This window comes from Novosphingobium ovatum (genome assembly GCF_009909235.1).
Lineage (GTDB): Bacteria > Pseudomonadota > Alphaproteobacteria > Sphingomonadales > Sphingomonadaceae > Novosphingobium > Novosphingobium ovatum.
Genome location: NZ_JAAAPO010000002.1, coordinates 452,251 through 467,783 on the forward strand (window position 1 = coordinate 452,251; position 15,533 = coordinate 467,783).

At 65.3% G+C, this 15,533-nt stretch carries 11 protein-coding genes; 4 read left to right on the forward strand and 7 right to left on the reverse strand.

Annotated features, from left to right (window positions below):
• Positions 1-2: 2 nt before the first annotated feature.
• Positions 3-785 carry an SDR family oxidoreductase gene (locus GTZ99_RS06250; protein WP_161717403.1) on the forward strand — a complete coding sequence of 261 codons (783 nt, stop codon included), beginning with the start codon at positions 3-5 and terminating at the stop codon, positions 783-785.
• Between the two features lie 24 nt (positions 786-809).
• On the forward strand, positions 810-1,712 hold the full coding sequence (locus GTZ99_RS06255; RefSeq protein WP_161717404.1) for an alpha/beta hydrolase: 903 nt from the start codon (positions 810-812) through the stop codon (positions 1,710-1,712).
• A gap of 10 nt (positions 1,713-1,722) precedes the next feature.
• On the opposite strand, the gene GTZ99_RS06260 is transcribed toward GTZ99_RS06255, so the two are convergent.
• From GTZ99_RS06260 to GTZ99_RS06290, 7 genes are all read right to left on the reverse strand, one after another.
• Positions 1,723-2,652, reverse strand: a complete 930-nt coding sequence (locus GTZ99_RS06260) for a hypothetical protein (RefSeq protein WP_201742390.1) — start codon at positions 2,650-2,652, stop codon at positions 1,723-1,725.
• Complete coding sequence (locus tag GTZ99_RS06265; RefSeq protein WP_161717405.1) at positions 2,649-3,116, reverse strand: EF-hand domain-containing protein; 468 nt, start codon at positions 3,114-3,116, stop codon at positions 2,649-2,651. The genes GTZ99_RS06260 and GTZ99_RS06265 overlap by 4 nt, the downstream gene beginning before the upstream one ends.
• 86 nt (positions 3,117-3,202) lie before the next feature.
• Positions 3,203-6,283: an ATP-binding protein gene (locus GTZ99_RS06270; protein ID WP_161717406.1), complete on the reverse strand. Its 3,081-nt coding sequence runs from the start codon at positions 6,281-6,283 to the stop codon at positions 3,203-3,205.
• Entirely contained in the window at positions 6,280-6,660 is a 381-nt protein-coding gene (locus GTZ99_RS06275) for a hypothetical protein (protein ID WP_161717407.1), read from the reverse strand. Before GTZ99_RS06275 ends, GTZ99_RS06270 begins: the two co-directional genes overlap by 4 nt.
• Before the next feature lie 216 nt (positions 6,661-6,876).
• Positions 6,877-7,575 (reverse strand): response regulator transcription factor, encoded by a 699-nt coding sequence (locus tag GTZ99_RS06280; protein ID WP_161717408.1) that lies wholly within the window; start codon positions 7,573-7,575, stop codon positions 6,877-6,879.
• Between the two features lie 239 nt (positions 7,576-7,814).
• A complete protein-coding gene (locus GTZ99_RS06285; protein ID WP_161717409.1) occupies positions 7,815-9,986 on the reverse strand; it encodes a putative bifunctional diguanylate cyclase/phosphodiesterase in 2,172 nt (723 codons plus the stop codon).
• A 142-nt stretch (positions 9,987-10,128) separates the two neighbouring features.
• A complete protein-coding gene (locus GTZ99_RS06290) occupies positions 10,129-10,818 on the reverse strand; it encodes a GntR family transcriptional regulator (RefSeq protein WP_161717410.1) in 690 nt (229 codons plus the stop codon).
• 131 nt (positions 10,819-10,949) lie between these two features.
• Between GTZ99_RS06290 and GTZ99_RS06295 the strand changes: the two genes are divergently transcribed.
• Both GTZ99_RS06295 and GTZ99_RS06300 read left to right on the forward strand, forming a co-directional pair.
• Positions 10,950-12,773: a CocE/NonD family hydrolase gene (locus GTZ99_RS06295; RefSeq protein WP_227711138.1), complete on the forward strand. Its 1,824-nt coding sequence runs from the start codon at positions 10,950-10,952 to the stop codon at positions 12,771-12,773.
• An 82-nt stretch (positions 12,774-12,855) separates the two neighbouring features.
• On the forward strand, positions 12,856-15,525 hold the full coding sequence (locus GTZ99_RS06300; RefSeq protein WP_161717411.1) for a TonB-dependent receptor plug domain-containing protein: 2,670 nt from the start codon (positions 12,856-12,858) through the stop codon (positions 15,523-15,525).
• The last annotated feature ends 8 nt before the right edge of the window (positions 15,526-15,533 follow it).

Sequence of the window (15,533 nt, forward strand, 5' to 3'; positions counted from 1 at the left end):
ATATGAAGGATCTGGACAACAGGGTTGCGGTCATCACCGGCGGGGCCGGTGGGCTGGGCGGGGCAACGGCGCGTGAACTGGCCGGACGCGGCGCGCGGGTCATCATCACCGATCTGGCCGAGGCTGCCGGGACCGCGCTGGCCGCGGAAATCGGCGGACAGTTCATCCGGCACGATGTGACCGATCAGGCGCAATGGGCCGCCGTGCGGGCCGCCGCCGACGCGCTGGGCGGGGCCGACATTTTGGTCAATGCCGCTGGAATCGAAGGCGATTTTGACCAAGGCGGGCTGGACACCAGTCTGGAGGAATGGCGCCGGGTGATTGGCATCAATCTGGATGGCACCTTTCTGGGCTGCAAGACGCTGATGCCGGGGATGCTGGAGAAGGGGAAGGGGGCGATCGTCAACATCGCCTCGATCATCACCTGCATGGGCACGCCCTCGGGGCTGGCCTATGGCGCCAGCAAGTCGGGCGTGGAACAGCTGAGCCGTTCGCTGGCGCTGATCGGGGCGCGTGACGGCAAGCGCGTGCGGGTCAATTCCGTACACCCGGGAACCATCCGTAGCCGCATGCTAATGGCTATCATTGATAGCTTTTCGCAGGCCGCAAACGTGTCACAAGAAGAGGCCGAAGCGGTGGTCGCCTCGGCCGTGCCGATGCGCGAAATCGGTGAGCCCGAGGACATCGCTGGCATGATCGGCTATCTGGTGTCAGACACCGCCAAATATGTCACGGGCGCTGCGATGCGCGTCGATGGCGGGTGGAGCGTGACCAGTGCTGGCTAAGCGCGCGGGCTAATGGGAGAGAGCATGTCTGAGACTGTCGAGATCGAGCCGATCGATCAACTGGTGGCGATGCTGCGTTCGGGCGGGCTGGATTTTTCCGGCTCGCTGGAACAGGCCCGCGCCGATTTCGAGGCGATGCTGGCGACCTTTCCGGTGGCGCCGGAATGGGCCTTTGCCGAAGGGCAGGTGGGCGGGGTGCCTGCGGTGCTGATCGACTATCCGGGGGCCGATGCCGCGCGGGTGTTGCTGTATATGCACGGCGGGGCGTTCATTTCCGGCAGCGCACAGGGCTATCGCTCGCTGGCGGCGGGACTGGCCCAGGCGGTGGGCGCGCGCGGCGTGTCGGTGAACTATCGCCTGGCGCCCGAACACCCGTTTCCCGCCGCTGTCGAGGATGTGGTGGCCGCCTATCGCGCGCTGTTGGCCGATGGGGTGGCGGCGGACCATATCGTGCTGGCCGGGGATTCGGCCGGGGGTGGCTTGGTGGTCTCGGTGCTGGTGGCGCTGCGCGATGCGGAGGTGGCATTGCCGGCGGCGGCTTTTGCCATTTCGCCATGGGCCGATCTGCGCTGCACGGCGGACAGCTATGCGTCCAAGGCGGCCGAGGACCCCTCGTTGACGCGTGAGGCGCTGGTCCATTCGGCGGGGCTCTATCTGGGGGGGGGCGATGCGGGGCATCCGCTGGCCTCGCCGGTGCTGGCCGATCTGCGTGGGCTGCCGCCGCTGTTGATCCATGTCGGATCGGCAGAGGTATTGATGGATGACGCCGTCGCGCTGGCCCGTGCTGCTGGACAAGCCGGGGTGGATGTGCGGCTGGAGATCTGGCCGCGCATGGTCCACGTCTGGCATGTGTTTGGCTTCATGCTGGAACAAGGCCGCCGCGCGGTGGCCGATGCGGGCGCGTTCCTGCGTAGCCGGATGGGGTGAGGACGCGGGCCTAACCCACGCCGAAGGTCCAGCCTTCGGTCCGGGCGATCTGTGGGGTCATGCCTTTGGGCGCCCACAGATCCGCCCGCTGCGCCGCCCCGCGCAGCCATGCGGCGGTCAACAGCGCATCGGCGGCATGATCCGGGATCGGGCCGTTCAGGCCGGCCGGGCGGCTGTGGATGGCGGCCAGCGCCGCGTCCAACCCCGCGCCATCGCGGATTTTCGAAGCACCGGCGCGCCGCCCGGCGGCCAGCGCGGCGATGGTGGTGTAGATTTCCACCACGACCCGGCCAGACGCGGGCAACGGATCGATCGGCCAGACCGGAATATCGCGCGGCAGGCGGTGCAACAGGCGCATCCCCGACAGCGATCCCTTGCCCACCTGCGCCGCGCCGATCAGGTTGAAATTGCTGGTGGGGGCAGCGCCCGCGCGGGCCTGTGCGTGTTCGGTCACGCGGAAACGGCCGCGTCCGCCGGTGGCGGGCAGGCCATTGCCACCATCGGCGCACAGGCGGAACAGATCGCCTTCGCGCCCGCCGTGGCGGCGGAAATGACGCGACAGTTCGGGATGGTCGACAAAGCTGCCAACGCCCAGATGCGCCTCGTCCGCACAGATCGCTTCGACCAGCGCCCATAGCCTGCGCGCATCGGGCGGCGTGTTGGCCCAGCCCGGAAAGAACGCCCCCGCATCGGCAAAGGGCAGCGAAATCCCCAGATCAAAGCCGATGAGTGTGTCATCGGGTGTGTCCCGCACCAGCCAGTCCAGCACCTCTGCCCGGGACCAGCGGTGGCCGGGACGCACCAGCATGGGCGCGGCATCGCCGATGTTGCAGATGGCCACGGCGATACCGCGATGACGTTCCCCCGCCGCCCCTGACCAATCGACAGCGGCGAAATGGGTAAAGCGGGAAGGGGCGATGATGCCGTTTGGTGTCGTCAAGGGCGCCCGCCGGCCCCGGCTTTGGCTGCGGTGCGGATGCGGGCAGACGCGGCCTCCACCTCGGCGCGGGTGACGATGCCGTCGTGGTTGGCATCGGCCAGATCAAACCCCCGCGTTGGCCCGTTGATGAATTCGGCGCGCGAAATCTTGCCGTCATGGTTGGCGTCAAATTCGCGCAACAGCAACTGGAATGCCGGCTCGAACCGGCCCCGGAACAGCGCGGGGATCTCGTCCAGCGTGCTATGGCCGTCCTGATTGCGATCCAGCCGCTCAAACTGTTGCCCGCGCCTGGCGATCAGTTCGACCCGTGTGACCTGCCCATCACCATTGGTGTCAGCCTCCATCAGACGGTCCAGCACTTGTTGCGCGTCGCCGTTTCGCAGGGCCGGTTGGGCGTGGGCAATCGGCATCGCGCAGGACACGCCCAAGGCCAGCGTCAGGGCAGGAAGGAAGCGGTGGAGCATGGGTGATCCTATGCGTCAAAAAGGGTGGTAGACAGTCAGCATGCCGCGCCATCACCGCCTCGACAAGAGGGGATGCGCCCTATGCCCTATCCGGCAGGCGAGGTGATCTCGACCATGGTGCGCCGACATGCCTCGCGCATGACCTCGACCGATTGGGTGATGGCGCGGATGTCGTTGGCGGGCGCGTGGTCGCGCAGGCTCGCTTCCAGTTCACGGATGGCGGCATAGACCAGCCGCGCGCCCACATTGGCGGCCGCTCCCTTGATCGAATGGGCCAGATGAGCCGCCCCCTGCCAGTCGCGGGCCTGCACCAGTCCGGCGATCTGATCGGGGCCGTGGCGCAGATCCTGCGCAAAGATGCGCAACAATTCCTCGATCAGGCCGGGGCCAACCAGCCGCTCCATCTCGCGCAGGTTGGTGAAATCCAGCACAGTGCTCTCCATTGCCCCCCTGTCGGCAGGTGGCGTATCGTTGGTCGGGGCCTGTCCCCGCCGTTGCGCGACCGCCGGGCGGGGCACGGGATAGGCGCTGGCCTTGCTCCATGGCGATATCGGTGCATTGCCGCCCGACAGCGCGGCAATGCACGAGATCAAGGCATTGGTGTCGATCGGTTTGGTCAGCACCGCGCTGAACCCCAGGTCTGATGCGGATTGATAATGGGTGATGTCAGCGGTCAGGGCGATGATCGGCACCCGCGCACATGGCCCATCGCTCTGACGGATCGCCCGTGTGGCGGACGGGCCGTCCAATATCGGCATCTGTACGTCCATGCAGATCAGGTCATAGGGCGCAGCAGCGGCCGCAACGGCGGCCTGTCCATCAGTCACGGTGGTCACGTGATGCCCTTCGCGTGTCAACAGCGTGCACAGCAAACTGCGGTTGACGGCGTTATCTTCGGCCAAAAGGATGTGCAGTGGGCGGCAGTTCGGAGGCGGCGCGGGCGTGGGCGCGGGTGTGGCGGCCGTGGTGGCCGGTTCAGGCCGAGCGGTGGGCAGCGCCACCTCAAACCAGAAGGTCGCGCCCTGTCCGGGCAGGGACTCCACGCCGATCCGCCCTTCCATCCGTTCGACCAGGCGGCGACAAATGGCCAGACCCAGCCCCGTCCCGCCATATTCGCGCGTGGTGGATCGGTCGGCCTGGGTAAAGGCGTCGAAAATTGCCCCTTGCTTGTCGGCCGGGATGCCGATGCCGGTGTCGCGCACCTCGACGCGAAAACGGGTGGCGGATTCATCCCGGGTCAGACGGCGCAGGCGGATGATCACATGCCCTTGCGCGGTAAATTTGATCGCGTTGGCGATCAGGTTCGACAGCAATTGCTGCATCCGCAATGGATCGCCCACGACCGGCATCGGTTCCATCCGCGCGGGCTGGCGGATCAGTGTCAGCCCCTTGCTCAGCGCCGCCTGCCGATAGAGTTGCGTGGTGCGGGCCACCACCTCGGTCATGTCAAAAGGGATCGCCTCAAACGCCAGATCGGCCCGCCCGTCCAGCCGCGAAAAGTCCAGCACATCATCCAAGACCCGCCGCAGCAGGCGCGCCGAATGGTCCAGACAGTCCAGATGGCGTGCCCGCTCATCCGCGTCATCGGTGTGGCGCAACAGGTCAATCATGCCCAGCACGCCGGTCATGGGGGTGCGGATTTCGTGGCTCATCGCCGCCAGAAAGCCACTTTTGGCATGGGCGCTGGCACGGGCCTCGTCGCGCGCGGCACGCAACGCGGCCTGCATGTGCATCTCCTCGGTGATGTCCAGCATGACGCTGAACACCTCGATCACCTCGCCGTCCTCATCCACCAAAGGCTGTCCCGCACCCGCGACATGGCGTTCCTGTCCGTTGTGCGTCACCAGCCGTGCCCGGTATGTCCATGGCTGACCATCGGCAATGGCGGCATGTTTCAACGCGGCCACCCGGTCTCGATCGTCAGGGTGGATCTGTGCCAATATCAGCTCAAAGCTGGGCGATTCCGGCGGCGGCATGGCATAAATCCGGCACAGTCCAGAGGACCAATACATTTGCCCCGTCGCCAGATTTTGCCACCAATGGCCGATTTTGGCCAAGCTTTCGGCGCGTTCGAACATGGCGTTGCGCCGCTCGGTCTGGGCGGCGATCACCTGTTGCAAGTCGGCCGGCACGATATGACGATCAACATCGCGCCCGATCCCCGCCATGCCGCGTGTCGGGCCATCGCCCACCAGCTTGAACCGCCATTCCATCCAGCCAAAGCGGCCATCCTGCCGCCGCAACCGGCACACCACCTTGTCCGGGCGGGGGGCGATGGCGGCGTGATCCAGCCTGACCGTTGCATCGTCACAATAGATGGCGTTGGCGATCAGCGCGGCCTCATCCGGGTGGGCCAGATCGGCCATCCGCTGCCCCACCAGTTCGGCCGGACGCCAGCCCAGCAACACCTGCGTTGCCGGGCTGGCATAGGTAATGCGGCCAAACCGGTCGGTGCGCAGGAACATGTCCTCGCTCATCTCACCCAGCAGACGCTGCGCCACATCCTCTGGCAAAGGGGGGCGACTGCGGGCGATGGCGTGCCAGGCGGGCACGATCCACACCCACGGCGCCATGACGCACAGCGCCACCGCCTTGGCCATATACCACAGCATGGCCATGTCGGCGGCGCGGATCATGGCGGCCCGCGCATCGCTTTGCGACACCGGCCATGCCATCAGCCAAGGCTGCGTCAGCAGTACCCCGGCAGCGATTGCCGGCATCACCGGTGCCAGCGCACAGACCGAGGCCATCATGCCCGCCAGCACGCGCAATCCGGGATGGAACCCCTCCTGTCCGCGAAAACGTCGCATCAGCCACAGCGCCATCACCGCCGTTCCGCCATCGACCGCCATGGCCACCCATCCGGCCGGATCATCGGCGTGGCGCAGCGCCAAGGCCAGCACCGCGCCACCCATCCACCCGACCAGCAGCGCCAGACGGTCCCGCCGCGCGGCCATTACCAGCCCGGCCAGCAGCAGCGGCATGAACGACACCAGCGCCCGCCATGGCACGTCATCGGCCTGTGTCGCCCAGCCGCCGATGGCCAGCGCATAGTCCAGCGCCAGAGCCATCGCCCCCGACACGCCAAAGGCCACGGCCAACAGCGTCAGCCGTCCCCCTCGGCGCGGTGGGGTTTCGATGCTGGGGGCGGCGGAGGGCAGGGTCATGCCGCCATCGGCACCCGACGCAGGCGGGGGCGGGGCGTATCGCGCGTGGGTCGCGGGCGGCGCGGGGCGGGCGCATTGTCATCCACCGTGCGCACGGCCGCCGTCAGCGCCAGCGAAGGCATCGCCCCGCCTACAATCAGCACTGGCCCGCGCACTGGCTGATCAGGCTGTGCCATGGCCAGCGCGGGGACCTGTCCTGCGCCCTGCCATCCCGTGGTGAACAGCGCGTCCTGCAATGCCTCTGCCCGCAGGTCAGCATCCTGTTGCGCCTGCAGCAGACGCCACAGTCGCATGAAGTGCCGCGTCCAGAACGCCAGTTGCACCAGCAGGCCGGTCAGGCCGATCAGGCAGAGCGTGGTTGTTGCTGTATGCCACATATCATCCATCCAGTCTTGCCACAGGGGCGAAAGCCCGCGTCAGGCCTGTTGCCGCCGCCAACGTGGCGCCATCGTCCGGTCTTGGTGTGTTCAAGTCTGCGGATCGGTGGCGAGTTGGCCAGCGCAACTGCATCTGAAACGGGGTTTCCGGCCGTCATGCGAATGTGCGCCGCGATCCGTCCGGCGCAAATCATCCATTGGGGTCAGGCGCGCCCGTCAGTGCGAGCGCGCCGGAGGCGCCGCCTGTGCATGGACATCGGCGCGTAATCCGCCGTTCCATGGCCCTTGGACTATCGGTTCGGGCTGCCCCCCTGACGCCTGCATCACCAGTACAGCCTGCGTCCGATTCAGCACGCCCAATTTGCGCAAAATCGCCTTTACATGCTGTTTTACAGTGATTTCCGAAATGCCCAGGCGATAGGCGATCTGTTTGTTCAGGCTGCCGTCGCACATCGCCAGCAACACCCGCCGTTCGGCCGCCGACAACAGCCGCAACCGTCCGACGGCCGATTGGTCATCGACACTTGGGCCGGTGTCGGTAAAGAAATGGCCGCCTTCGCCGGTGACTTTGGCCACCGCTTCGGCCAATACGGTCACCGGCTCCGTCTTGGACACAATCCCGGATGCCCCGGCCGAGCGCACCGCCGATGCCAGCCCCTCGACCTCGTTGCCGGTGATCACCAGAATGGGCGTTTCAGGGTGGGCGTCCTGTAAGGCATAGATCACCGCAAGTCCCGCCGCATCGGGCAGCCGCAGGTCCAGCAACAGGATGTCATAATCGGGCGCATGGGCCAATGCCTCGGCCAGCGAGGCGGCCTCACTCACCTTTGCGTGGGGATCGACCGCCAGAACCGCGATACGCGCGGCCGTGCGGCACATGGGGTGGTCATCCACCACCAGCGCTTGCATAGGCATGGCTCGTCACCTGTGCTGACCCGCCGGCTGCGGGCTATTACGCAGTCCCGACAATACGGGTTACTTTTTTAGATTATGGTGAATGTCCCGGTTACAGAAATGCAACCGTCGCCGGATCTGATCTATTAAGCCATGCAATCGTTACGGGATTTGCCATTATTGTCGGATAAAGGCTCCATTGCAGATCGAAACGCGGCGGATTTGATCATATTGGGCCGATATGCCTGTGGGCGGGATGCCTATCCGGTAACCGGCGGGATCGATGGAAACACGTCCCGCATGTGCGGCAGGGCGTCCGCGGGCATCGGCATCCCAAACAGATAGCCCTGAAAACGGCGGCATCCTGCGGTCAGCAATTGGGCCATCTGGGTTTCGGTTTCCACCCCTTCGGCGATCACCTCCAGCCCCAGTGACTGGCCCAGCTGGATCACCGCATGGACCAGCCGCCGTGTCTCGGGATCGTCCGACTGGATATTGCGCACGAACAGGCGGTCGATCTTGATCTTGTCGATGGCAAAACGCTGTAGTGACGACAGACTGGAATAGCCGGTGCCGAAATCGTCCAGCGCAATCGTGAAGCCTTCCTGCTTCAGCACGGCAATATTGTCTCGCGTCACCGGATCATCGCCCAGCAGGACAGTCTCGGTGATCTCGATTTCGTAGTTGGCGGGGTCGGCCGCGTGCAGGGCCACCTGTCGCGTGATGCTGGCCATGAAATCGGTCTGTCGCAATTGCAGCGCCGATATGTTGATCGCCACCGGGCAGTGCCGCCATTGCGCCGTGTCGGCAAAGACGCGGCCAAGGATATATTCGCCCAATTCACCGATCAGGCCGCATTCCTCGGCCAGAGGGACAAAGATGACGGGCGGGATGTTGCCATGTGCCGGGTGGGTCCAGCGCACCAGCGCCTCCAGCCCGACGACATGGCGGCCCTCGTCCACCTGTGCCTGATACACCATGTGCAAGTCGCCCTGCGCCATGGCCCGCCGCAGATCGCCTTCCAATGCGCGGCGGCGGCGCAAGGCGGCGTCCATTTCGGCCTCGAAAAAGGCGGCGCGGCCGCGGCCGTTTTCCTTGGCGCCATACAGCGCCAGATCGGCCTGACGGATGGCTTCGGTGGCCGAGGTCTGGCTGTCGCTGACCAGAGTGATGCCGATCGAGCAGCCAATTTCCACCTGCCCATAGGTCAGGTCAAACGGTGCGCGCAGCGCCTCGACGATGCGTTCGGCCAGATGCGATGCGCCGTCGGCACTGGCATGGGGTTGCAGCACCACGAATTCATCACCGCCCAGCCGCGCCAATGTGTCGCCTTCACGGATCAGCGCGGTGATGCGGCGGCCAACGGCAATGATCAGCTCGTCGCCGGCGGGGTGGCCCAGCGTGTCGTTCACGTCCTTGAACCGGTCCAGATCCAGACAATGCACCGCCACGGCCATCGGCGTGCGCCGGGCCATCGCCAGCAATTGCGACAGGCGCGAAAACATCAGCGCCCGGTTGGGCAATTGCGTCAGCGGATCATGATGCGCCAGATGCCGTGCCCGCGCCTCGCTGGCCATCAGGGATCGCGCCACATTGCCCGCCTGCCGCATCAGGCTATAGGCCACCATGGCGAACACCCCCAGCATCGCCAGCAAAGGCACTTTCAGATTGGCCAGCAGGTCTTGGGCCGGGCGCATTTGCGACCAGTTGATATTGGCCACCGGGCGTCCGCCCAGATCATACAGCGCCACCATCGACCGATCAGGTGTGGTCGTCGCGCCGGTCGCGATCGTCATGTCCGAGACAATCTGGAACAGGCCGAAACGGCTGGCCATCCTATTGTCGGTGGCGACCGCCGATACTACCAAGGGGGCTTGCGCTGTGGGCGCGGCGCGTATCACGGTCAGCAAATAGACCCGCCCACCATGCGCCACCAGATTGCGCGCCTGGTTCAGGGGCGATTGGGGCTGGCCATAGGCCTGCATACGGCCGATCGCTTGCCGCGCGGCGAAGGCAAAGGGGGCGTAGCTGTCCAGCCTGCCGCGCTGTCCCTGCCATGCGGCATATTGCGGCCGACCGTTGGCATCCAGCACAAACAAATGGCTGTCGGGATAGGACCGGGCCATGTCGGCCGCGATCCGCCGGTCGACCCAGACCGGATCAATGCGCGGGGTCAGATGTGACGCGGCATCGTCAGATGTCAGACGCAAGGTCAGCATGGTGGCCACCTCGTCCTGACGGTTGATAAAGCCGCGCAGTGCCATCTGTTGCTGCATACGCAGCGCTGCCGTGTCAAACCGGGTGGACAACAACAGGACAGTCAGCGTCAACCCCGCCAGTGCCAGCACCGCCAGCCACAGGATGGGATAGACCATCCCGGCGTGAGGGTTGCTGTCCTGCGCATCGGTGCCGCGCTGTTGCGCTGTTGCCATGGTTTGCCTTCCTGTCTGGCCGCATCAGGTGCGGTCGGAAAATCCGGCCATACCCATATGGTTTTGCCAAAAAGGCGAGGCGCAGGCCCGTATTCACGGCTAGGCAGCGTTAAGATTTGCCGCCTGAACCATAGGGGAGCGCTTAGCGGTAGAACTCGCTTTCGATGGCCGAGAGGGTGTGAAAGCCGGCCTCGACATGGCGGCGCATGGCCGCTTCGGCGCCGTCAGCATCGCCCGCCATGATCAGATCAACCATCGCGCGGTGGTCGGCATTGGCGGTGCGCAGCCGCTGTTCGTCATAAAAGCTTTCGAACAACAGGCGGTGGATCGGCACGTTCAGCCGTTGCAGCAATTCGGCGATCTGGAGATTGCCTGAACCCTCGACGATCAGGCGGTGCCATTCGCCGTTCAGCCGCCCGAACTTGTCGGGCAGGCGCTGTTCGACGCACAGGTCCAGCTCGGCCTGCAGGTCTATCAGCCGCTGCCGGTCCTGCGCGCTGGCATAGCGCGCGAAATCCCCGGCCGATATCCCCTCCAGCGCCATGCGGGCGCGATAGATCTGGCGCACCTCCTCGATCGTCGCGCTGCGCACCGATGCGCCGCGAAACTCCTCGATCGCTACCAGCCCTTCGCCCTCCAGCCGCTTCAACGCCTCGCGCACCTTGGTGCGGCTGGCGCCGGTCTGGCGGATGATATCCACCTCGACCAGCCGCTGACCGGGCACAAAGCGCCCGGTACGGATGCGCTGGCGGATCCAGTTGGCCACTTCGGTGCCGTTGGGGGCGGTGCCGGGCAGGGGCAGGGCGGGCGGATCGATGGGGGTGGGGGACATGACGGGGCGGCTCCGGGGCAAGCGAATCAATGGAATAATATTGTCGACAATATCGTGGAGCATTTTCCGATTGCAAGCGCTTCCAGCTTGATCGAACAGATCGTCAACAATCAAACGGGAGGGGTTTGGAGATGGGGCCGATTCGGCACAGGGCGCGGGGCTGGCTGGCGTTGATGGGCGCGGCATTGCCTGCCGTGGCGGGCGCGTTGTATGCGGGTCTGCCCGTGGCGGCGCAGCCGGTAACCGTTCAGGCGCAGACCGCCCCTGCGGCAGACTATCCCGATTTCGTCCGCTCTTCGCTGTATGTGCCGGTGTCCGATGGCACGCGGCTGGCGGTGAACATCTATCGCCCGGCGCGCGGGACGGCGGCTGAAACGGCGCGCTTGCCGGTGATCTTTGCCTTTACCCCCTATCGCGCCCGCGTTCGCGATGCCGAGGGCAAGGTGACCGAGGTCGCTCTGGGCGACCGTCTGGCGCTGCGCAGCCTGATCCGCGCGGGCTATGTCGTGGCGGTGGCCGATATCCGGGGCAAGGGCGCCTCTTTTGGCACACGCATCGGTTTCCAAAGCCGGCGCGAGGCGATGGACGGTCATGACCTGATCGAATGGCTGGCGCGGCAGGATTTCGCCACGGGCAAGGTCGGGATGATCGGCTGTTCCTATCTGGGGGGAACGACCTTCCAGACCGCCACCACCGCGCCGCCGTCGCTCAAGGCGGTGTTTGTCGGCGCGTCCGATCTCGACAAATACAGCTTTGTCCGGCGCGGCGGGATTTCGGCCCAGTTCAACACCCGCCCCGATGAACCGTTGAGCGATGATCTGGCCAGCGTGCCGGTCGATGTTGACGCCGATGGCGCGCTGCTGCGGCAGGCTGTCGCTCAGCACGAGAAGAACACGCCGATGGCTGGGCTGTGGTATGGCATGCCCTATCGCGACAGCATCTCGGCCTATACCGGCAATGCCTTCTGGGAAGAGGTGGGGGTTTACAACCACCTGAACGCCATCCGCAAATCGGGCATGGCCACCTATTTCTGGAGCAACTGGCAGGACGAGCCCACCGCGCAATCGATCCTGTCGGCCGCCAATCTGGCCGGGTCAAAGTTTTTGGCGGGGCCGGGCGGACATTGCAATCCGCCCCCCGGTTTTGACTTTACCGGCGAGGTGCGGCGCTATTTCGACCATTACCTGAAGGGTGCCGACAACGGCATCAACCGCGAACCGCGCGCGACCTATTGGCGCGAACGCCTGCCGGGCGGGACGGTCAGCGCGCCGGGTGGTTTCACCGGCGGCTATGTCCGCAGCAACGTGCTGCCAGGTGCGGGCGCGCGGGCCACGCCGTGGTATCTGGGCGGCGGGCACAGCGGGACGGCGCGTTCTGTCAACGACGGGATGCTGTTGGCCGCGCCGGCCAAGGGCGCTGGGCGCGACACGTTCACGGTGCGCTATGATCTGCCCGCGTCCGACTACTTCGCCTTTTGGATCAAGCCGATGGACGACAAGGGGCTGAGCTATACCACCGCCCCGCTGACCCGGCCGATGACACTGGCGGGCTATCCGGTGGCGCGCCTGCGCGTCAGCGTGGACAAGCCGGACGCCAATGTCTTTGCCTATCTGGACGAAGTCGCTCCCGACGGCACGGCAGAGGTTGTCTCCTTCGGTCGACTGGCGCTTTCCCACCGCAAGCTGGCCGCCGCGCCCTATGCGACAATGGGCCTGCCGTTCCATTCGGGTCGCAAGGGCGACACGCTGGCGATGAAGCCGGGCGTGCCCGCCGACATCGCCTTTGACCTGACGCCGGTCAGCCGGGTGGTCCCTGTGGGCTATCGCCTGCGTTTGACGATCACCGGCGCCGACCCGCGCCAGCGCAATCTGAAAGAGATCGAGATCAAACCGGCCCCCGTCATCACCCTGTCGCGGGGCGCTGCCTCGCGCGTGGATCTGCCGGTCGTCCGCTAACCGTTTCAAGACCAAGCCAACAGAATACCAAACCAACTGACGGGCAAGCACAACGCGCCCAACCTTTCGAGGGGATGGATACATGAGGAACATCAATCACTTTATCACCGGGCGGGCGGCACGTGCTGCGCTGTTGATCGGGGTGTGCGCCCCGGCGCTGGCCGCGATGCCCGCCGCGGCCCAGACCAAGCCTGCCGCGCCGACCGAAGGCGAGATCATCGTCACCGGCAGCCGCGTGCGCGGCGAGGCGCCGATCGGCTCGGCCGTGACAGCACTGAGCACCGCCGATCTGGCCGCCACCGGCCGCGTCACCGTTGACCGCGCCATCCGCGAATTGCCGCAGGTGCTGGATCTGGGCGTGTCGGAAAACTCGCGCGGGCAGTCGGGCGGTTCGGGCAATATCGTCTATTCGAACTCGATCAACCTGCGCGGTATCGGCCCCAACGCGACGCTGATCATCATTGATGGCCACCGCGTGACCAACAACAGCCGCTCGACCGATCCCTCGGTCCTGCCGACGCTGGGCGTGGAACGGATCGAGGTCGTGGCGGACGGCGCTTCGGCCATTTACGGGTCGGATGCGGTGGCAGGTGTGGTCAACCTGATCCCGCGCCGCCATCTGAACGGTCTGGAAATGGCCAGCCGTTACGGCATTGCCGACGATGGCGCGTATCATGAAAGCATGATCGGCGCGGCCTATGGCCACAAGTTTGACCGGGGCCAGTTCATGGTCGCGTTCGAACATGTCGAAAAAAGCAATCTGAACGGCGATGACCGTGGCTTTTTCCGCTCGAACCAGACCGGCATGGGCGGTTCGGATTATTCGGTGACGCGCTGCAGCCCCGGCACGATCACGGCCGGTGGCACGACCTATGCCATCCCGGCGGCGGGCCTGACCAGCGCCAGCCAGTTGACCGCAGGTACCAGCAACAAGTGCGACGATCTGCAAGGGCAGGACCTGATCCCGCGCCAGAAGTATGACTCGATGAATGCCACGTTCAACTATCAGTTGACCGATTGGCTGGAGTTCTTTGCGGACGGTTTCTACTCGTACCGTTCGTTCGAACGTAACCCCGCCTATGCCAGCGCCACGTTGACCGTGCCGCAGACCAATGCGTGGTTTGTGCGGCCCACCGGCTTTACCGGCACCAGCTATACGATCGGCTATAATTTCGTGGGTGACGCTGCCCGCAACAAGAGCTGGGGCCATGCCGAAAGCTGGCAGATCACCCCCGGCATCAAGGTCAAGCTGCCGATGAGCTGGCAGTTCGAGGCGCTGATCGGCAAGGGGCGCACCTATGACATCTCGATGAGCTCTGGCGGCATCAACAACACCGCGCTGAACGCGGCGCTGGCCAGCAGCAGCACCGCGACGGCGTTTGATCCCTATGGCTTGCACCGCACCTCGGCCAGCGTGCTGGCGGGGATTTTCAACCAGATCTCGTATAACCCCACCATCGGCCACTTCACCGGCTATGAGGCGCGTCTGAATGGTCCGCTGATCCAGCTGCCGGGCGGCATGGCCAAGCTGGCCGTGGGCTATGAAGGGGTGGAGTTCAATGTGTCGCTGGGCCGGGCCACCGGCAGCCCCGGCGCGGCCTTTAGCTGGACCAACCCCAGCCGCCGTACCGACAGCGCTTATGCTGAACTGGTGATCCCGTTCTTTGGCGCGGACAATGCCATCCCCTTCTTCCAGAAACTGGAGCTGAACGCGGCGATCCGTTACGACAAGTATTCGGATGTGGGCAGCACCACCAACCCCAAGTTTGGCATCAATTGGAAGCCGGTGCAGAACCTGATGCTGCGCGGGTCTTACGGTACCTCGTTCCGCGCGCCGACGCTGACGCAGATCTATGGCAACACGCGCCAGCTGTTCGTCCAGAACTACCAGAACCCGGCCGGTGGCTCGCCGATCGTGGGTGTGGCGCTGTCGGGCGGCAACCTCAACCTCAAGCCGGAAACGGCCAGCACATGGTCGATTGGCGCGGATTTCACCCCCGCCCCGCGGACCAAGCTGTCGCTGACCTATTTCGACGTCGACTACAAGAACCAGGTGGTGGGGCTGCTCTCCGACCTCTCGGTGCTGACGCGGGCGTCGCAGTATGACGGTACTGGCCTGATCATTCAGGGCGCCGCCGCCGGCACCACGGTGCAAAGCTATATCAACGCCGGTCTGGCGGTGTCGGGCGCGCTGCCCGGCGGCAGCGCCAGCAATGTCACCGTGTTTGTCGATGGCCGCAGCCAGAACCTGGGCCGCTCGATCACGCGCGGTATCGACATGACCGCCAGCTATGGCTTTGTCACGGACAAGGCGGGGGCGTTCACCCTGTCGGCCTCGGGCACCTATCTGCTGACCTATCGTACCAAGCAGACCCCGACCGCCCCGTGGATCAGCCAGATCAACACGATCTTCAGCCCGATGAAGTTCCGCGCCCGCGCCAGCATCAACTGGGAACTGGGTCAGGTGGGGGCCAATGTGCGTTTGACGCATGTGGGCGGCTATACCAATACCTCGATTGCCACGCCGCAGTCGGTGCGTTCGTACACGCCGATCGACCTGACGCTGAACTATCGCATCGGTGAAGACCGCGCCAAGGCGTTGCTGATCTCGCTGGAATTCCGCAATCTGTTCGACGTGTCGCCGCCCTATGTGAACCTGGCGCCCAGCTCGAACGGCAGCGGCGGCTATGACGCGACCGCATCGGATCCGATCGGCCGTCAGGTGGCGATCAGCCTGCGCAAGTCGTTCTGATCAGCGCA

Excerpts from the sequence above, each read along its gene's own strand:
- GTZ99_RS06300 (WP_161717411.1), top strand. The coding sequence starts at position 12,856 with ATGAGGAACATCAATCACTTTATCACCGGGCGGGCGGCACGTGCTGCG.
- GTZ99_RS06265 (WP_161717405.1), bottom strand. The coding sequence starts at position 3,116 with ATGCTCCACCGCTTCCTTCCTGCCCTGACGCTGGCCTTGGGCGTGTCC.
- GTZ99_RS06275 (WP_161717407.1), bottom strand. The coding sequence starts at position 6,660 with ATGTGGCATACAGCAACAACCACGCTCTGCCTGATCGGCCTGACCGGC.
- GTZ99_RS06285 (WP_161717409.1), bottom strand. The coding sequence starts at position 9,986 with ATGGCAACAGCGCAACAGCGCGGCACCGATGCGCAGGACAGCAACCCT.
- GTZ99_RS06255 (WP_161717404.1), top strand. The coding sequence starts at position 810 with ATGTCTGAGACTGTCGAGATCGAGCCGATCGATCAACTGGTGGCGATG.
- GTZ99_RS06295 (WP_227711138.1), top strand. The coding sequence starts at position 10,950 with ATGGGGCCGATTCGGCACAGGGCGCGGGGCTGGCTGGCGTTGATGGGC.
- GTZ99_RS06270 (WP_161717406.1), bottom strand. The coding sequence starts at position 6,283 with ATGACCCTGCCCTCCGCCGCCCCCAGCATCGAAACCCCACCGCGCCGA.
- GTZ99_RS06280 (WP_161717408.1), bottom strand. The coding sequence starts at position 7,575 with ATGCCTATGCAAGCGCTGGTGGTGGATGACCACCCCATGTGCCGCACG.
- GTZ99_RS06290 (WP_161717410.1), bottom strand. The coding sequence starts at position 10,818 with ATGTCCCCCACCCCCATCGATCCGCCCGCCCTGCCCCTGCCCGGCACC.
- GTZ99_RS06250 (WP_161717403.1), top strand. The coding sequence starts at position 3 with ATGAAGGATCTGGACAACAGGGTTGCGGTCATCACCGGCGGGGCCGGT.